We start from the raw sequence: 17,179 nt of genomic DNA, 5'->3' as shown, positions 1-17,179 counted from the left end.
GGAGGTAATTAATCCTTTTCACCTCTTCGCCTTTCCATAGCCTTGGACCACGTAGCTCTTTTTGATCAAACCAGCTTGGCGTGTAGTAAGCTGATTACGAAGCGCTACAGCACGTCGTTTACGTTGGGCATTCGTACGCTCGACCCACGGTTTCACTTGCCGGTGTATGCCGTGTATGGCTTCGTGCGCTGGGCCGACGAAATTGTGGATACTTTCCACGACCACGACAAAGCGGCTCTATTTGCCGATTTCCGGCGCCAGACCTACGAGGCGCTCGATACGCGCTTCAGCCTGAGCCCGGTGCTACACGCATTTCAGCTGATGGTGCACCGCTACGGCATTGATCGGGAGTTTATTGAGGCATTCCTGCGGAGCATGGAAATGGACTTGGAGGACCGCAACTACAACCAGTCGCTTTATAGCGACTATATCTACGGTTCGGCGGAAGTAGTCGGACTGATGTGTCTGCGCATCTTCTGCGAGGGCGATACCGCTATGTTTGACCGCTTGCGTGAGCCAGCGCGTCGGTTGGGATCTGCTTTCCAGAAAATCAATTTCCTGCGGGATATTCGCTCTGACTACGAAGAGCGGGGTCGGGTATATTTTCCCGGTGTGAGCTACGAGCATTTCAACGATACTGTGAAGCGCGACATTGAGGCCGACATTCGTACTGATTTCGAGGCTGGCTACGCGGGTATTGTGCAGTTGCCACGGGCGGCGCGCTTGGGCGTATACCTCGCATATGTGTATTACCTGAAGCTTTTTCACAAAATCCGCCAGTTGCCCGCCACGCAAATCCTCGGCGGCCGCGTGCGCGTACCCGACAACACGAAATTATTGTTGCTGGTCGGCTCGTATTTCCGCTACCGGCTTCGCGCCATATAATCTTAAAAAAGCCCCCAGCCAACTGTTGGGGGCTTTTTCAGACAATCCTAAACCACAACCCAGCATTCCACCCACCTTCCATGGATTCTTCTTACGACCTCGCTACCCTACGCAGCCACTATGAGCAAGCCGCTGCCGATAAAGCCGCCGGCGAAAAGTTTTATAAGCTCATGAATAACTACCAGGGCAACGACGCCTTACCGCTGGCTTACAAAGCGGCCTCCGAGGCCATCAGGGCTCGCGACGCTTCGATGTTCAACAAGCTTACATACGCGCAGGCCGCCGCCCGCATATTTGAGCAAGCCGCCGCTGCCGACTCGAATAATAGCGAAGTGCGGTTTTTGCGCTTCAGCGTAGAAAGCAACATTCCGGCTTTTTTAGGTTTGAGCCCTCATGTAGAGGAAGATAGACATTATCTGCTGGATGCGTTGCGGCAGCATCCGCAGTCGGGTCTTGATGCGGAGGCCTTCAATACGGTGCGTAACTTTCTAATAGGCCGCGGCCACGTGAGTGCGGAACAGGCTCAGGAGCTAGAACAACTGACGGCTTAGTACCGGAGTCTAATATTTCATCGTTAGCTGCACCTTCACGCGGCTGCTATGCACCACTACTTTTGCTTCGGCAAAAGACGGCGGGCCCATCGTAGCACTCGGATTATTGGAGAACGCGAAGCCCTCAGTAGGAATACCGATGAAATTGGTGTCGAGACGGCCGTTGTTGTTCTCGTCGTGGTAGGCCGCTATGGCGTAGTCGCCTTTAGGCAGCTTCTCAAAGATGAAAACGCACTCCTTTGCCGTTAACTGCACTTTTTGAGTCGCTATCGACTTCTTGCCCGGAAACCCTTCTTTGCGGTTGTAAAGCGATACGTAGCAGGTGCCGCGAGCATTCCGCAGGTTAGTAACGCTGCCGCTAATGGCGTGGCTGGCAGACATATCGGAATCGGTAGTACCGGTGCAACAGAGCGCTGAGGCCGCCGAAACGAAGGCTATTACTTGTAGCAGGGTGAGGGAAAACAAGGAGCGAACCAAGAGGCAGTAGGAGGGAAGGGTCGTGGGATGGCGAGGGTTCAGCTGAATCAGCGCTCAAAGCTACATCACCCGCCGCCTTCTAACGCGCATGACTGCTTAATCTTGTTATTTTCCTTTTGAAGAAAACATTGGATTTAAGAACTTGTAGAAGACAGATAATCAGCTTCTAGGCATCGTAAGCTGAACTACAAGCCTAACTTATTGCTTACCATATCAGCAGGGCACCTTTCGGCCGATAACCTTCCGGCCATTTTCATGGTTACCGATTTATGCCGCACCATCTGAGCGTCCGTATCGACCCTAACTCTGGCTTTTGCTTCGGTGTTATCTATGCCATCCAAATGGCCGAAGATATCCTGGAAGAACAGGGCTACTTATACTGCCTAGGCGACATTGTGCACAATGACGAGGAAGTAGAGCGCCTGGAAGAGCGTGGACTGCGCATTATTGACTACGATACCCTGGCGCAATTGCGCGATGAGAAAGTACTGATTCGGGCCCACGGCGAGCCACCCAGTACTTACCAAACAGGCTTAGAAAATAATCTGACCTTGATTGACGCTTCGTGCCCGGTGGTGCTGAAGCTGCAAAATCGCATCAAAACCAGCTACGATAAGCAGGAAAAAATATTCATTTACGGCAAGCACGGTCACGCTGAAGTGCGCGGCTTACTGGGCCAGACCAGCGGCAACGCCGTCGTTTTCGAGAACCTAGACGAGTTGTTGGGCCACGAATTGCCCCCCAACATCACACTCTACAGCCAAACCACGAAAAGCACCGACAGCTTTTACCGCATTAAGGGTGAACTGGAAGAGCGAGGTTACGCCATCAATGCCAACGATACCATCTGTCGGCAGGTGAGCAACCGGGATAAAGACCTTCGTAAGTTTGCTGCCCAGTTCGACCAAATTGTATTTGTGTCGGGCACGAAGAGCAGTAACGGCAAAGTGCTCTATCAAGTCTGCAAGGATACCAACCCTCAAACCCACTTTATTTCGAAAGTGGAAGAAATTTGTGCCAGTTGGTTTGAGCCAGGCCAATCAGTTGGTATTTGTGGGGCTACCAGTACGCCCATGTGGCTCATGGAAGATGTACGCGACGCTCTGTTGGCGCTCTGAGCCTTACAACAACGGAATTATAAAGCAGTATTTGCTCTTTAAGATGCTTCGCGTTGGTAAGCGCGGCCATACTTCATACAACGTTAGTGACACCTGATGCATACAACAGCAACCGCTCATCCTTCCGCTGCTACTACGCGCCTCAAACCTGCGCCAGTTGGCAATAAGGGTGTGCTAGTTGCTGGGGTGATTATGCTGAGTTGGGGGGCTTTATTAACGTTTCTACTGGCGTTTTACGAGCCTAATTGGCGTACGCCGTGGCCGTACCTACTGCTGTTACTCCAAACACATTTGTATACGGGCCTATTTATCACCGCCCACGACGCAATGCATGGCGTGGTAAGCGCTGATAAACGCCTGAATAATGGCTTGGGCACTGTGGCTGCATTGTTATTTGCTTTCAACTGGTTTCCTCGGATGCTGCCGAAGCATCACCAGCATCACCGCCATGTGGGCACCCATGATGACCCCGATTTTCACGATGGTCATCACCCAGGTTTTTTGCCCTGGCTGGCGCGCTTTGCCTGGAATTACGTTACATGGTGGCAGATTGTACTGATGGCGGCAACCTACAATGTGTTGAAGCTATCTTTCCCGCAGGCGAATGTCATTGCCTTCTGGATGGTGCCGGCTATTCTGGCTACGGTGCAGCTGTTCTTTTTTGGTACGTATCTGCCCCACCGCGGCGAGCACGCCGAGCACAACTTGCATAAATCTCGCAGTCAGTTTCGCCATCATTTGTGGGCGTTCATGAGCTGTTATTTCTTCGGCTATCACTACGAGCACCACGACCAGCCCTATTTGCCTTGGTGGCGGCTGTGGCAGGCGAAAGAGACTGCTGCTCGTTAGTATTTTATCTACACCAAGCTCAGTGTTGAGCATTCATTTAGTTCGTATTTAGAATAGTTTAATAAGAATAATTACATTTAAAAATAAAATAATTTTACTCAATGATGGCCCAAAATAGGCCCTGTTTAGGTTGAATCGTTCTTTTATAGTAGATAGATATATCTTAATATTTTTTCATAACTAAAAAAATACCAACTTGTCACAATATAGTGTTTCAGGTTGACGTTTTGATAGTTACCACCGTTTTTAGGGCTTTAATCACTACTTGTGCCCGCCGGGCTCAACAAGCGCAGGCTTGTCTGAGTATGGCGGGTTCACTGTGGACAAGGTGGGAAGCAAACCTACTATTAGAACTCTCAATTAACTGCGCAAGTAGGGTCATTCTCGTCTTGTTGATTGGTGCCGGCTTGGGCACTACAGTGTATGCGTCAAATCCGACACCTCTTACCTTTGCCCAACAGCATCAGCAAGCCAGTCACCCGGTTACTGTAGCCGATCCACTTCACGTTCTGAAGCAGGCCAAAATTGCTTTAGAAGCTGCTACGAAAGTTAAAAATGCCCCCCAGACTGCTGTTGCGCAATTGCAACTAGGACGTGCTCTGGAAGGCTTGCACCGCTATGATGAGGCGGAGCCACACTTCGCCGCCGCGCTACGCTACTATGTACGGACGCGTAATTCGGATAAAGCCGCCACCGTTCGGTATGCGTTAGGTAGTGCCCAGTTTAGCCAAGGCGATACCGGCAAGGCCCGCGAAACATATCTGCTTGCTTTGAAATCGTTTACTGTGCTTCAGAACCTAGCTGGTGTGGCTCATGGGCATGAATTGCTAGGGCATTTATATACTAGCGAGGCTAAATGGCCCCAAGCCCTGAAAAACCACGAGCAGGCGCTAGTAGCTTGGCAAAAGGCTGGAAACGAGTACCAGACGGTGGTAGCTATGAACAATATGGCCCATGTACACCGCCAACAGCGCCACTACAGCCGCGCCCTTTATCATCTGCAACGTGCTTACCGCAAGGCATTAGAGTATCAGGATAGTGCCTGCACCGGCCAAACGCTTGCCAGCATTGGACAGGTATATCAGGCCATGAACAACCAGGAAGTGGCAATGGGATTTTATACCCAGGCGCTTACCAATTTGCCCCCTACCACGGCTCCAGGCTATACCGCCGACCTGCTGCACTGCTTGGCCACTGCCCACGATTCAATTGGCAATCATGAGCGGGCCAGCGCTTACCTAAAGCAAGCTTTGCCCTTGGCCCGGCAGGCAGGCGCGCTTAGCCGGGTGAGTAGCATTTATCAGTCGCTGTCAAATCTGTACCAGCGCGACAACCAGTATTCATTGAGTCTGGACGCTTTGCGTCATTATGCTGAGTTGCAGGATAGTGTATTTGCCGAGCAACGTTCAGCGCAGGTGGCTGAATTGCAGACGCGCTATGAAACTGAAAAGAAGGAGCGCGAAATTCAGTTGCTGACTAAAGACCGGCAAATTCAGGCCAGCCAGCTGCGCCGTCAGCAACTGTTGCGTGATGTGCTCTTGACCGGAACAGCCGTGCTGATCGTGCTGGCTGGGGTATTATATCGTAGTCGCCGCCGCCATCGCCGCCTCAATAGTTTGCTGCAGCAGCAGAACGTAGATATCCAGGCTCAACGTGATGAATTAGGACAGCTAAACCGAACCAAAAACACGTTGTTCTCGGTGATTTCGCATGATTTGCGCAGCCCGCTGGGGTCTTTGTATTCAATGCTTTCCCTACTCAATATGGGCGCATTGCCTCCTGAGCGGCTTGCAGTACACTCCGAACGGCTTAGCCGAATGTTGGATACTACTCTGAGCCTGCTCGACAACCTGCTGAATTGGTCAGCGGCACAGATGGGGGGCGAAGCAACTCGGCCTGAGCCCGTATACCTCGATGAGGCTGTGGAGGAAACCCTGTCGCTGCTGCTCAGTGATGCCGAACGAAAAGGAATTTACTTGCTAAACCACGTCGAGGAACCCTGTGTAGTGCACGCCGACCTGAATATGATTCGGTTGGTGCTGCGCAATCTGGTGGCGAATGCCATTAAGTTTACACCTGCTGCTGGTACCGTAACCGTAGCAGCGCAGCCCTTGGGCACTATGTGGGAAATTACGGTCACCGACTCAGGGATGGGTATTTCCACTACCGATCGGGAGAAAATCTTTGGGCAGGGCGGACCTCATACTACGCTCGGCACGGCCCGTGAGAAAGGTACTGGTCTGGGCCTGCTGCTCTGCAAAGACTTTGTGGAGCGCAACGGCGGCAAACTTAGCTTTGAGAGTGAGGTAGGGCAGGGCAGTATCTTCCGGTTCACTTTGCCCGCCTCAACTCAGATTCTCGGAATTAGTCGGAACCCTAATGTTGCCGCCGGATAAGTGAGCGGCCGATAACACCCTCCGTCAGGCGTTCCCGGTACGTTTGCCCTACAGGTAGGCAGTGGCTACCAACGCGCACTTCATGGGTGCTTACCGACTCAATATGGTTGGCATTGACTAGATAAGAGCGATGGGTGCGCACGAACATGCCAGTGGGTAATTGTTCTTCCAAATTTTTGAGGTTAACCAGTGTTAAATGAGTGCGTCCGTCGGCGGTATTAATCTTAGTGAAGTCCTTGAGGGCCTCCATATACAGCACGTCGCGGTAATGTAGGCGTACAAACTGGGAATCTGTGCGGATGAAAAAGGAGCCCGGGCGCAGAATCTGGTCGTATATCTCAGCTTCGCTCGACGAAGAATTGCGAATTAAGCTTACTGCTTTGCTGACAGAGCGCAAAAAACGATCGAGGGAAATAGGCTTTAACAAGAAGTCGATGACGTCGAGGTTAAAGGCTTCCATAGCGTACTGCGGAAAGGAAGTCATCAGGACTACCAGCGGCGGCTGACGTAGGGCTCGTACCAGATCGAGGCCACTGAGGTGAGGCATCGTAACATCAGAGAACAGCACCTGCACATCGTGGCTGGTAAGGTAGCTGTGGGCCTCCAACGGATCGGTAAACACGGCCTTCACTTCCAGTATATCCGTCATGGCTATATACGCCTGCAACAACTCCAGCACCAGCGGGTCATCGTCGAGAAGCAGACAACTGATCTTCATAAATGGAAATTTGATAATTAGTAGGCTGTGAATATAATAAGATTTAGATAGTTAGGAATACCATTGGTATACATCTTTCAGTACTCAACCAGAAAAAGTGCCTGCTGATCTACTCTTGCCCCTTCTTGATCTATTAAATGCTTAATAAAAAAATGATAAACTTTATTTAGACGGATTCTCAGTTTGTAAGTATTGCCGGAAAAGTTGCAACGTTCCCGGAGCATACATTTTTAGCTTTTGTCTATGATAGGTTATATGTTAGGCTCAGATCTTAAAAAGTCTATGAAGTAATTCTAAAGTTTAGCTCAACTAAAAAGCCCGGACCAGAAATGGTCCGGGCTTTTTAGTTGCTTGCATAAGGCTAGTGCTTTGCCCCGTCGCTATGAACAGCGTTGGTTTTTTTGCAGCACTCAGGCAGCTTATCATAGGCGCGTGTGTCGGCGGGCTGGGCGTCGGCATCGTAGCCGGTGCGCTGTACAGCCGTGCGCAGGGTGGCAGGGTTGGTCTTATCAGGGCGGTAGGTAACCGTGAGCATCTGAGTAGGTACATCGAGGTTAGCTGCCTGAACCCCTTTCTCGTAGGCTAGTGCCTTCTCGAGCCGGGTTTTACACATGTCGCACACGGCGGATGTTTTAAGGGCAATCTGAGCCGTAGCGTCAGCTTTTACCTTGGCAGGTGCCTTCGTTTGGGCGTGGGCCAGCGGCGCTAAGGCTACTAACAGGAAGGTGAAGAGGATGGACTTAAGGCTTTTCATGCGAAGGTTGTTTTTGAAGTAAATAATAAGGTTTTACGCTGCTGGGGGCTTTTATTATCTCTATCAGCAGGTCGATGGTTAACTACTCCAGCCGGAAGCGAAAACCAACGTAAGTGAGTCGACCATAAACTGGTCCCCAAACCATAGCTGCGTCAAAATTCGGCCCAAATGGGTCATTGGCTCCCATAATGGGGTTGCGCTGGCGATAGTTCGTTAAGTTCTCAACGCCAACGTAGGCTTCCCAGTGCTTGAAGGCGCGGGTAACCTGAGTATTGAACAAGGCAAAGCGGGGCGCCATGGGCAGCGGCTCGCCTGGCACGTGCCCGCTATGCTGTCCTTCCACGCCTGGGCTCATAGCCAAGGGGCGCTTGCCGAAACCCTGCATCGTCAGGTCGGCGCGCCACTTATCGAAGGCAGTGGCGTAACCGATATTAGCGAAAATGCGATGGGAAGACGTGAGTGGCTTGGCCAATAGCTGACCCGTATAGTCGGTGCGCACATCCAGATATTTATAGGCCGCTTTAGCCTCCAAACCCTTCACTGGCGTTACCTGCACCTCCGCCTGAAAGCTGCGCGAGTAGGAGCGGCCACCGGGCAGCAGATTGCTGATATTCAGCTGATAGGGCGAGTAATAAGCATCGGCTACTACTTGGTTCTGAAACTCAGTGTGGTAATAGTCGGCTATGAAGGTAGCGGGCTTGCCCAGTAGCGTAAAGTATTGGGTAAAACTGCCCCCCACATTCCAGGCTTGCTCCGGCCGCAGGTTATTCGACACCACAAAGTCGCGGGAACTAACCAGCATACCCGTATTTTCAGCAATGGGATTGGCGGTGCGGAAACCGGAGCCACCGGCTAAGCGCAGCACAGTATTCTTGGTGGCGTCGTACTTAATATTGAGGCGGGGCGTCAGGAACCAGCCGTACAGGTTATGACGGTCGAGGCGCAGGCCACCTACCACAGTTAGGTTACGAGCATTCTGATACGTGTATTCGGCGAAGGCACCCGGCACCCGTTCCTGGCGACTCCGATTTTCGCGCTGGTAGCGCTGGGCGGCCGTTTCAGAGGGCGCAGAGGCGTAATCAGGTTGCAATAATACTTCCCGATAATTATCGTGCAGATAACTCAGCCCCACGCGGTAGGTGTGGGCAGTATTGCCCAGTACGCTTTGGAAAAGCAGAGTAGCCAAGCCCGTACGCTGGCGACCATCGTAGGTGCGGCGCCCATACTGTGAATCAAAAGCGTGATCGGTGGCGGTTAGCAGCAGGCCTAGGCTCTGATAGGGCCGGCCGGGCCAGGTGTAAGAGGTTTTGGAAAAGCCTGTGTAGCGGTCCGTCTGGAGAGAGGTGCCGTAGTAAGGGTTACCCGCTTCTTCCCGGAACCCTACCTGCCCGCCCTGGCGGGTTTCGCGCAGAGCACCAAGCCCCAATTCGCTCACAATGCCGTTGCCCGATTGGTATTTCCACTTATTGAACACGTTGAATTGAGTGGCCAAAGGCAAATCCAGAAAGTTGTCCTTGTTGCGGTCGACGCGGCGGCCGAGGTGATCGGAGTGGAGGAGGAGAGCCGTGCTGAGTTTCTTATTGACGGGGGCCGAGAGGTTGAGATTAAGATCGAATTTGCCGAGGTCGTTGACGTACGCATTGAAGAGCAAACGGTCGGTTTTGGCGGGATCTTGCAGGCGCACATTCACCTGGCCGGCCATGCTTTCGTAGCCGTTCACCACCGAGCCCATGCCCTTGATAATGTCGATACTCTCGATCCAGGGGCCAGCCAGATAGCTTAGTCGGTACGGCGTAGCTAGGCCACGCAGAGCCGGCAGATTATCTACCGTAAGCAGAGAATAAGCCCCATCCAGGCCTAATAGCTGAATCTGCTTGGCCCCCGATACTGCATCAGTGGTCGAAACTTCAACCGCGGCGTTGGTTTCGAAGCTCTCCGCCAAGTTGCAGCAGGCCGACTTAGTTAGGTCGCGGCTGGTAATGACCTGCGTATTGGTAGGAGTAATGCCAGAGTAAGAAGGCGCTCGTTCTTCTACGCGCACCTCGCCTAGCTCGGCAGAGCGGCGCAGGGCCATCCGCACAAAGAGTTGCTCCGTGGCTCCTACAATAACCGTGTCGGGCCGGTAGCCTAAGGCTTGAATAATAAGACGGTTAGAGTCACCACGGGCGGGTCGCAGGATGCTAAAAATGCCCCCGCATCGGTGGTGGTAGCACCCGCAGGCTCTTCGAGCCAGCGTACTACAGCGCCGGGCAATGGAGCCGCGGCAGGGGCGTCGGTCACCTGCCCACGTATGAGCAAGCTGGCCGGAGTTTGGGCGGCCGCTGGTTGGCTGAAGAGTAGCAAAAAGCCCCCAGCGCCAGTAAGTTGCGCCCTGAAAAGAAATTCATGACAGAAAGAGGTAGAAGTATTTCCTAAAGCAATGGCGGAGCTAAATGATCCGCATGCCTAAGCCGATACAGTTCAGCTAGGCCAGAGAATAGGAGAGACTTTATACTACCAAAATGCAGCCAAAAGCGAGCAACAAGCGGCCTGCTCGGGGTGGAGGCGAGGCGTCGCTAGCATACCAGCGGTAAGCTGCTTGCGCCAGCAGAAGCGCCGCCGGAACAGGTGGCCAAACGGAAGAAGTGGCCCACGTATTAATAGCTGGACCAGCCAAAAATTTGCCCCCCAGCGTAGCGGGAGCGGGTGCGTTTAGCTTGTGTAAATCGGTGGCAAGGTCGCAGCAGGCTTGCCGCCACTGCGAGGTAGCGGAGGCGCTACAATGGAGCGCTTCGTTGTTCGGCTGGCACGCATCAAGGGCTGCACTGAAGGTGAAGTTAGCCGTGCTCCTCCCGCTAATGTGGCAAGTACGCCGCTGCACCGTGAGCCCCACCGATGCGGCGAGGATGAGCAGGGCCAGCAGACCGCTAAAAATCCGATGTGTAAGTGGGCGCTTCACGAGTGCAAAGATACGATATGAAGCTTGCAAAATGCGCTAGAAAAGGTGCAGGATAGAGGGAGCCTGAATGCGCGTCTGCACGCTGCAATGCTTGATGCAGAAGTAGATAAAGGATTTGAAGAGTGAGCATGAGGGAAGCAATCCGCTGCGGCGGATATGCTTGCGAGTCGCTCCAAAACAGAGCCTGACATTTTGGCAAAACCTCTACCACGGTTTACCACTCTTTTCATAAAAACCGATTTTAGATTGTAAAAAAGCCCCCAGTAACTTAAAAACGGCTTTTTAGGATGTGGTAGAAAATGGTAAATAGTGGTTGCCTTTTCATGGGCAATCTGTACTTTTGCTAACCTCCCTCTTTCATGGCTTGTTGGCCTGATCTACCCCTATGAATCTTCTCTCTGGCGAATATGAGTGCAAGCTTGACCCGAAAGGGCGCTTGGTGCTGCCCGCCAAAGTGAAGGGGAATCTGCCGGAGGCGTCGGGCAATCAGTTAGTATTGGTACGCGGCTTTGAGCCCTGCCTGGTACTGTACCCGCGTGCTGCCTGGCGCATCATTCACGATAAGGTGATGGCTCTCGACGAGTTTAACGAGGAGTATCGGCAGTTTCAGCGCAACTTCTTCCGCGGCATGACGGAAGTAGATTTTGATAGCATCGGCCGCTTTATGCTGCCGCGCACGATGCTGCGCTACGCCGGCATTGAAAAGGAAGCCATTATCGTGGGGTTGGGTAACCGCTGCGAAATCTGGGATCCGGAGCGCTATGATGAGTTCTTGATTAAAGACCAACAGAGCTTCTCCAAACTGGCCCAAAAGTTTTTGTCCACCGAAACGCCCCCGGTGGGCAACTGGCCGCATGAGTACCGCGCAGCCCACCAACGACTCGGTGTACCACCGCCCCGTAATGCTGGCCGAGTGCCTGCAAGCGCTAGATATCAAGCCCGATGGCCGCTACGTTGATGTCACGTTTGGAGGCGGTGGGCACTCCAGGCCCATTTTGGAAAAACTCACTACCGGCCACCTCTACAGCTTCGATCAGGACGCCGATGCCGAGCACGAAGCCGCTGCTCTGGCTGGCCCAAACTTTATGTTCATCCGCGCCAACTTCCGCGACTTGCAGCAGGAATTGGCTGCCCACGGTGCCTTGCCCGTCGATGGAATTCTGGCCGACCTAGGCGTGTCATCGCACCAATTTGATACCGCTGAGCGCGGCTTCAGTACGCGTTTTGATGGTCCTTTGGATATGCGCATGGATCCTGAGGCCGACCGCACGGCTGCCGAGGTGGTTGCTGAGTATTCGGAAGCGGAATTACACCGCATCTTCGGGATGTATGGCGAGGTGACCAACGCCCGCACGTTAGCCAATACCCTTGTGACGGCCCGGCGCGGACAAGGCGTGCGGACCATCAGTGAGCTGAAAAAAGCAATTGCCCCCTGCACACCCCGTGGCAAGGAGAACAAGTATTTGGCCCAAGTCTTTCAGGCCCTGCGCATCGAGGTAAACGATGAGCTGACGGCTTTGCAGGAAATGCTGGTGCAAACGGCGCAGGTGCTGCGGCCCGGTGGGCGGCTGGTGGTCATGTCCTACCATTCGTTAGAAGATAGGCTAGTGAAGAATTTTATGGCGAAGGGCAAATTCTTCGGCGATGTCGAGAAGGATTTTTATGGCCACCAACATACGCCCTTCACCGTGCTTACGCGCCGTCCGGTGGAAGCATCGGCGGAAGAGGTAGCCGAGAATAGCCGCGCCCGCAGTGCTAAGCTGCGCATCGCGGAGCGGAGTCAGGAAAAAGCTAAGAGTTGAGTTGTTATGGCTATAAATACGATCAAACCACCTGTGGCGACGCCCCGCGCCAACGTGCCCCGGCCGGTAATTGCCCCCCCGGCACCGGAGCCCGAGCCACTTCCGGTGCATGAACCAGAGCCAGAACCGGTGGAGGAAGAGGCGCCCCGCGCCCCGCGCCCTACCCGGCCGCGTAGTTCCTGGAGCGTATTTACGTTGCTGGAGCGCATCACGCGCATGGATGGCCTGTTTCGGGAAGGTCTGCCAGTGCGTTATCTGCCGCACGTGCTGTTTATCATGTTTCTGACCTTGCTCTACATCGGTAATACGCACTACGGCTACCGCATGAACCGCAACATTCAGAAGCTGAAGTTGGAAACAGAGGATTTGCGGGCCGACTATACCACCCTGAAATCTGACTATATGGAGGCCAGTAAACAGAGCGAAGTAGCTCGTAAGGTGGCCGCCTACGGCTTGGTGGAAAGCTCCTCGCCGCCGTTCCGCATCACCGTGCCCGCTGGTCGTCTCGACGAGGCGGAACTAGATAAACTCCCCATCATCACGGCCGATTCGTTAGCAGCGCGGGCCGTGCGTGATTCGTTGGCTGCTGTCGTCGCTGATTCAGTGGCGCTGGCAGAGGGTGAAGTAGTAACCGAAGTCGAAGAGTAGGAACAACAGCTTCGGGCACTAGCCTGGATTATGATGTGGCTAGGGTAAAAAAGCCCCCAAGTACTTAATTAAACGCAATACACACGGAATACTTTGAAAGGCAACGTTAAAAAATCCATCGTTACCCGCGTACGGCTGGCGTTTTTGGGCGTCTGCCTATTCTCAGCGGCTATCGTGTGGAAGGTGTCCCGAATCCAGTTTAAGGAAGGCGACCGGTGGCGGGCGCTAGAGCAGGAGCGTCGGGTAGTGTATCAGCCGGTATTTGCTACGCGCGGCACTATTCTATCGGACAACGGCAGCATTATGGCCACGTCGTTGCCTTTCTACCGCGTCGCCTGGGACCCAAGCGTGGTCGATAAGCAACTATTTCGTAGCAACGTAGACTCGCTGGCTTTGCTCTTGTCGCAGTTTTTCGGCGACCGTTCGGCCAAAGAGTACAAGCGTAAGCTGATGAACGCCAAAAACTCGAAGGAGACCGTGCGCTACTTGCGATTGAATTCGCGGCAAATCAATTATCAAGACAAGAAGAAGCTGGCCCAGTGGCCCATTTTTCGGGCAGGCAAGAATAAGGGCGGCGTCATCTTCGAGAAGGTTGATAAGCGCTTCCGGCCCTTCGGTGGCTTGGCACAGCGTACCGTGGGCTTTCTGAATGAAGATAAAAACGGTGCAGGCCTAGAGTTTACTTACAACAGCCAGCTCGCCGGTAAAGACGGTGAGGCCCTATTTGAGCGTCTACCGGGAGGTAATAAGCCCATTTATGATGGCACCGAAATAAAGCCCCTGCCCGGCTACGACATCAAGACAACTATCGATATCAACTTGCAGGATGTGGCTGAAAACGCCCTCTACAAGTCGTTGGTGGATAATGATGCGCAATACGGCTGCGTGATTCTGATGGAAGTGCAGTCGGGGGAAATCAAAGCTGTGGCCAACCTGGGCAAAGCGGCCGATGGCGTGTACCGCGAAGACTATAACTACGCCATTGCCGACCAAGGACGCACCGAGCCGGGTTCTACCTTCAAGTTGGCGTCGATGATGGCCTTATTTGAGGATAATCCCGATTTGGAGTTAACCGATATGGTGGATACCGGCAACGGTCGCATGTATATAGGAGGCGCCGTGAAAACCGACTCCCACGCCAACGGCAAGATTTCGGTGCAAAAGGTAGTAGAGCAATCGTCTAACATTGGGGTGGCAAAGCTGGTCCATGACCATTTTCAGCAAAAGCCCGATAAGTACACCGATTACCTCAAGCGGTTTGGGCTCGATAAGCCACTGGGCTTCCAGATGCATGGGGAAGCGCGGCCTTACGTGAAAGACCCTACTGATCGGAGTTGGAGCCGCACGTCGCTTACCACCATGAGCATTGGGTACGAGTTGAAATTAGCCCCCCTGCAAACGCTGGCTTTCTATAATGCCATTGCTAACGATGGGGTGAAGGTGCAGCCCATTATTGTGAAGGAAATTCGGCAGGCTGATAAGGTGATTGAGGAATTTGAGCCCAAAATTCTGAACCCCAAAATCTGCTCGGAGGAAACACTGCGCAAGGTGCGTGCGATGCTGGAAGGCGTGGTGCTGCAAGGCACGGCCAAAGCCATCAAATCGAACGACTTTAGCATTGCGGGCAAAACGGGCACTGCCTGGAAGTTCAAGAATGGCCAGTACACCCGCACATACTCCACCAGTTTCTGCGGCTATTTCCCCGCCGACAAGCCTAAGTATAGCTGCATCGTGGTGGTCGATTCGCCGAAACGGGGCCGTATCTATGGTTCCGACGTAGCCGCGCCGGTTTTCCGCGAGGTGGCCGACAAAGCGATGGCCCGCGACATTGCCAGCCAGCGCCCCTTACTAGCGCGGGTGCCGCTAAATAAAACCCAGGTGCCTGTAGTGAAAGCGGGTTTACAGGACGAGCTAACGCTGGTGTGCGAAAAGCTGGGAGTAAATCAACAGTCGCAAGCGGCGGGTGAAGAATGGGTGCGAGCCGATACGAATACGCGCTCGTTGGCGTGGCAAGTCCAGCCTGTGCGTCGCGGACAAGTGCCTGATGTAAGCGGTATGACTCTGCGCGACGCGCTGTTTTTGCTTGAAAACCGCGGGCTGCGCGTGCGAGCCTTGGGCAACGGCCGCGTAAATCGGCAGTCGGTGGCGGCAGGCACGCCCTTGCGGCGCGGCACCCTGGTGACTTTGGAGTTGCAGCCCATCGGTGCGATGGCGGGCACGAAGCCGCAGCCTCCGCCGGCCCCTACCAAACTGGTTGAAAACAAACTGCTCACTCCCGCCGATCCGGACCCAGCCAAAGCACGAGCTAAGCTACTGCTGCGTCAAGAGCAACTGAAAAAGAAGCTTCGAGATGAAGAATCGGAGCCAGTAGAAGCCAAAAAGCCGGAAGTCAGTAAGGATAAGAAGAAGGTATTAATCAGCAGCCTTCACTAGCACAAACAGCACCCCGAATACCTTGACCAATTCAACTCCCATAGCGCACCCACTGGCCCATTTGCTAGCCACCGTAACGGTGCAGGCGCAGCATGGCCCTACCGATATAGTCGTGCAGGGCCTCACGCTAGACTCGCGGCAGGCCGGGCCGAGCATGGTGTTTTTTGCCCTGCGCGGCGCCCAAACCGACGGTCACCAGTTCATTGATAAAGCCGTAGCTCAAGGTACGGCGGTCGTGGTGTGCGAAAATTTGCCCCCCAGTCTCGACTCGGCCACTACCTACGTGCAGGTGCCTAATAGCGCCGAGGCTATGGCGCACATGGCCGCCGCTTACTACGGACATCCTTCACGCAAGCTCCAACTCGTAGGCGTGACGGGCACCAATGGTAAGACCACCTGCGCTACGCTGCTGCATAAGCTGTTCCGGGAGTTAGGTTACCATGTGGGCTTGCTTTCCACGGTTCAGAATCAGATTGACGAGGAAGTAATTCCCGCTACCCACACTACTCCCGATGCTATTCGACTAAATGAGCTGCTAGCCCGGATGCTGCGGGCGGGCTGCACTTATGTATTTATGGAGGTTAGCTCCCATGCAGTTGTGCAGCACCGCACGACGGCGTTGCGTTTTGTGGGGGGCATTTTTACCAATCTTACCCACGACCACCTCGATTACCACGGCACTTTCGATGAATATCTAAAGGCCAAAAAAGGCTTCTTTGATCAGTTGGGTAAGGATGCCTTTGCGCTAACCAATGCCGATGATAAGCGCGGCCCAGTGATGCTCCAGAATACCACCGCCCGCCGCGAAACCTACTCGTTGCGTAGCCTGGCTACGTTTCGGGCGAAGCTGCTGGAAAACGCGGTGCACGGCCTGCATCTGGAAATAGATGGGCGGGAAGTGCAGTTTCGATTGATTGGGGTATTTAATGCCTACAACCTGTTGGCCGTGTATGGCGCAGCGGTGCTACTTGGTGAAGACCCCATAGAAGTACTTACTGTACTGTCGGGTCTGACATCGGCGCCGGGCCGTTTTGAGCCTATTGTAGCAGAGCGGACCCGCGTGACTGGCATTGTAGACTACGCCCATACGCCCGATGCGCTGGAAAATGTGCTTTCGACCATTGCCCAGATTCGCCAGCCCAGTCAGCAGGTAATTACGGTGGTGGGCTGCGGCGGCAACCGCGATGCGGCCAAGCGCCCCGTAATGGCCAACTTGGCTGCTAAAGGCTCCAATCGCGTGGTACTCACCTCTGATAATCCGCGCTTCGAGGATCCGAATGCTATCCTAACCCAAATGCAAGCTGGCGTACAAGCGCAGGATTTAGGCAAAGTCCTGACCATTCCCGACCGGCGTGAGGCTATCAAAACGGCCGTTGCCTTAGCGCAGCCCGGCGACATCGTGCTGGTAGCTGGCAAGGGCCACGAGACATACCAGGAGATACAAGGCGTGCGGGGGCATTTGACGATAAGCAGGTCTTGCAAGAGATGTTCGATTTGCTGAATAAATGACCCATGCGCTACAGTAAAAATCCGGAAAACACAACGTTTGACCTCAACCTAAAAAACTAAACCTTTGCATCTTGGCCTAACTCCACTTTCTATCCGCTGAC

14 protein-coding genes and 2 pseudogenes are annotated in these 17,179 nt (G+C 53.6%); 10 read left to right on the top strand and 6 right to left on the bottom strand.

From position 1 onward, the window contains the following. Window positions 1-42: 42 nt before the first annotated feature. Window positions 43-885 carry a phytoene/squalene synthase family protein gene (locus EPD59_RS15785; RefSeq protein WP_133273625.1) on the top strand — a complete coding sequence of 281 codons (843 nt, stop codon included), beginning with the start codon at window positions 43-45 and terminating at the stop codon, window positions 883-885. Between the two features lie 80 nt (window positions 886-965). Then, window positions 966-1,436: a hypothetical protein gene (locus tag EPD59_RS15780; RefSeq protein ID WP_133273624.1), complete on the top strand. Its 471-nt coding sequence runs from the start codon at window positions 966-968 to the stop codon at window positions 1,434-1,436. Between the two features lie 9 nt (window positions 1,437-1,445). Here EPD59_RS15780 and EPD59_RS15775 read toward each other — a convergent pair whose 3' ends face one another. Continuing rightward, window positions 1,446-1,913, bottom strand: coding sequence for a DUF2141 domain-containing protein (locus tag EPD59_RS15775; protein ID WP_133273623.1), 468 nt, complete (start codon window positions 1,911-1,913; stop codon window positions 1,446-1,448). 269 nt (window positions 1,914-2,182) lie between these two features. Here EPD59_RS15775 and EPD59_RS15770 point away from each other — a divergent pair, with 269 nt between their 5' ends. The 3 genes from EPD59_RS15770 to EPD59_RS15760 all read left to right on the top strand — a co-directional run bounded on the left by EPD59_RS15770 (window position 2,183) and on the right by EPD59_RS15760 (window position 6,276). Beyond that, the gene (locus tag EPD59_RS15770; protein ID WP_133273622.1) at window positions 2,183-3,031 is read left to right on the top strand and encodes a 4-hydroxy-3-methylbut-2-enyl diphosphate reductase; all 849 of its coding nucleotides are present in this window, start codon (window positions 2,183-2,185) and stop codon (window positions 3,029-3,031) included. 96 nt (window positions 3,032-3,127) lie between these two features. Beyond that, on the top strand, window positions 3,128-3,880 hold the full coding sequence (locus EPD59_RS15765; protein ID WP_133273621.1) for a fatty acid desaturase: 753 nt from the start codon (window positions 3,128-3,130) through the stop codon (window positions 3,878-3,880). A 389-nt stretch (window positions 3,881-4,269) separates the two neighbouring features. Then, window positions 4,270-6,276 (top strand): tetratricopeptide repeat-containing sensor histidine kinase, encoded by a 2,007-nt coding sequence (locus EPD59_RS15760; RefSeq protein WP_165963626.1) that lies wholly within the window; start codon window positions 4,270-4,272, stop codon window positions 6,274-6,276. Here EPD59_RS15760 and EPD59_RS15755 read toward each other — a convergent pair. The 5 genes from EPD59_RS15755 to EPD59_RS15735 form a co-directional block, all read right to left on the bottom strand. Next, the gene (locus EPD59_RS15755; RefSeq protein ID WP_133273619.1) at window positions 6,257-6,994 is read right to left on the bottom strand and encodes a LytR/AlgR family response regulator transcription factor; all 738 of its coding nucleotides are present in this window, start codon (window positions 6,992-6,994) and stop codon (window positions 6,257-6,259) included. The two genes, EPD59_RS15760 and EPD59_RS15755, sit on opposite strands and share 20 nt — an antisense overlap. Before the next feature lie 361 nt (window positions 6,995-7,355). Further along, window positions 7,356-7,748, bottom strand: coding sequence for a heavy-metal-associated domain-containing protein (locus EPD59_RS15750; protein WP_133273618.1), 393 nt, complete (start codon window positions 7,746-7,748; stop codon window positions 7,356-7,358). 82 nt (window positions 7,749-7,830) lie between these two features. Further along, window positions 7,831-9,822: a TonB-dependent receptor plug domain-containing protein gene (locus tag EPD59_RS15745; RefSeq protein ID WP_133273617.1), complete on the bottom strand. Its 1,992-nt coding sequence runs from the start codon at window positions 9,820-9,822 to the stop codon at window positions 7,831-7,833. A gap of 53 nt (window positions 9,823-9,875) precedes the next feature. After that, window positions 9,876-10,091, bottom strand: a complete 216-nt coding sequence (locus EPD59_RS15740) for a hypothetical protein (protein WP_133273616.1) — start codon at window positions 10,089-10,091, stop codon at window positions 9,876-9,878. Window positions 10,092-10,236: 145 nt separating this feature from the next. Then, on the bottom strand, window positions 10,237-10,686 hold the full coding sequence (locus EPD59_RS15735) for a hypothetical protein (protein WP_133273615.1): 450 nt from the start codon (window positions 10,684-10,686) through the stop codon (window positions 10,237-10,239). A gap of 385 nt (window positions 10,687-11,071) precedes the next feature. Between EPD59_RS15735 and mraZ the strand changes: the two are divergent. The 5 genes and pseudogenes from mraZ to EPD59_RS15710 form a co-directional block, all read left to right on the top strand. After that, window positions 11,072-11,509, top strand: a pseudogene (gene mraZ, locus EPD59_RS15730) (division/cell wall cluster transcriptional repressor MraZ); the annotation flags it as partial. A gap of 31 nt (window positions 11,510-11,540) precedes the next feature. Beyond that, window positions 11,541-12,488 carry a 16S rRNA (cytosine(1402)-N(4))-methyltransferase RsmH gene (rsmH, locus tag EPD59_RS15725; RefSeq protein WP_133273613.1) on the top strand — a complete coding sequence of 316 codons (948 nt, stop codon included), beginning with the start codon at window positions 11,541-11,543 and terminating at the stop codon, window positions 12,486-12,488. A 6-nt stretch (window positions 12,489-12,494) separates the two neighbouring features. Then, window positions 12,495-13,136, top strand: a complete 642-nt coding sequence (locus EPD59_RS21965) for an FtsL-like putative cell division protein (protein WP_205703428.1) — start codon at window positions 12,495-12,497, stop codon at window positions 13,134-13,136. Between the two features lie 93 nt (window positions 13,137-13,229). After that, window positions 13,230-15,569, top strand: coding sequence for a penicillin-binding protein (locus EPD59_RS15715; RefSeq protein ID WP_133273612.1), 2,340 nt, complete (start codon window positions 13,230-13,232; stop codon window positions 15,567-15,569). Between the two features lie 40 nt (window positions 15,570-15,609). After that, window positions 15,610-17,078, top strand: a pseudogene (locus EPD59_RS15710) (UDP-N-acetylmuramoyl-L-alanyl-D-glutamate--2,6-diaminopimelate ligase). The last annotated feature ends 101 nt before the right edge of the window (window positions 17,079-17,179 follow it).

It is taken from the genome of Hymenobacter radiodurans (assembly GCF_004355185.1).
Classification (GTDB): domain Bacteria; phylum Bacteroidota; class Bacteroidia; order Cytophagales; family Hymenobacteraceae; genus Hymenobacter; species Hymenobacter radiodurans.
This window is presented reverse-complemented; position numbering and strand designations above follow the sequence as displayed.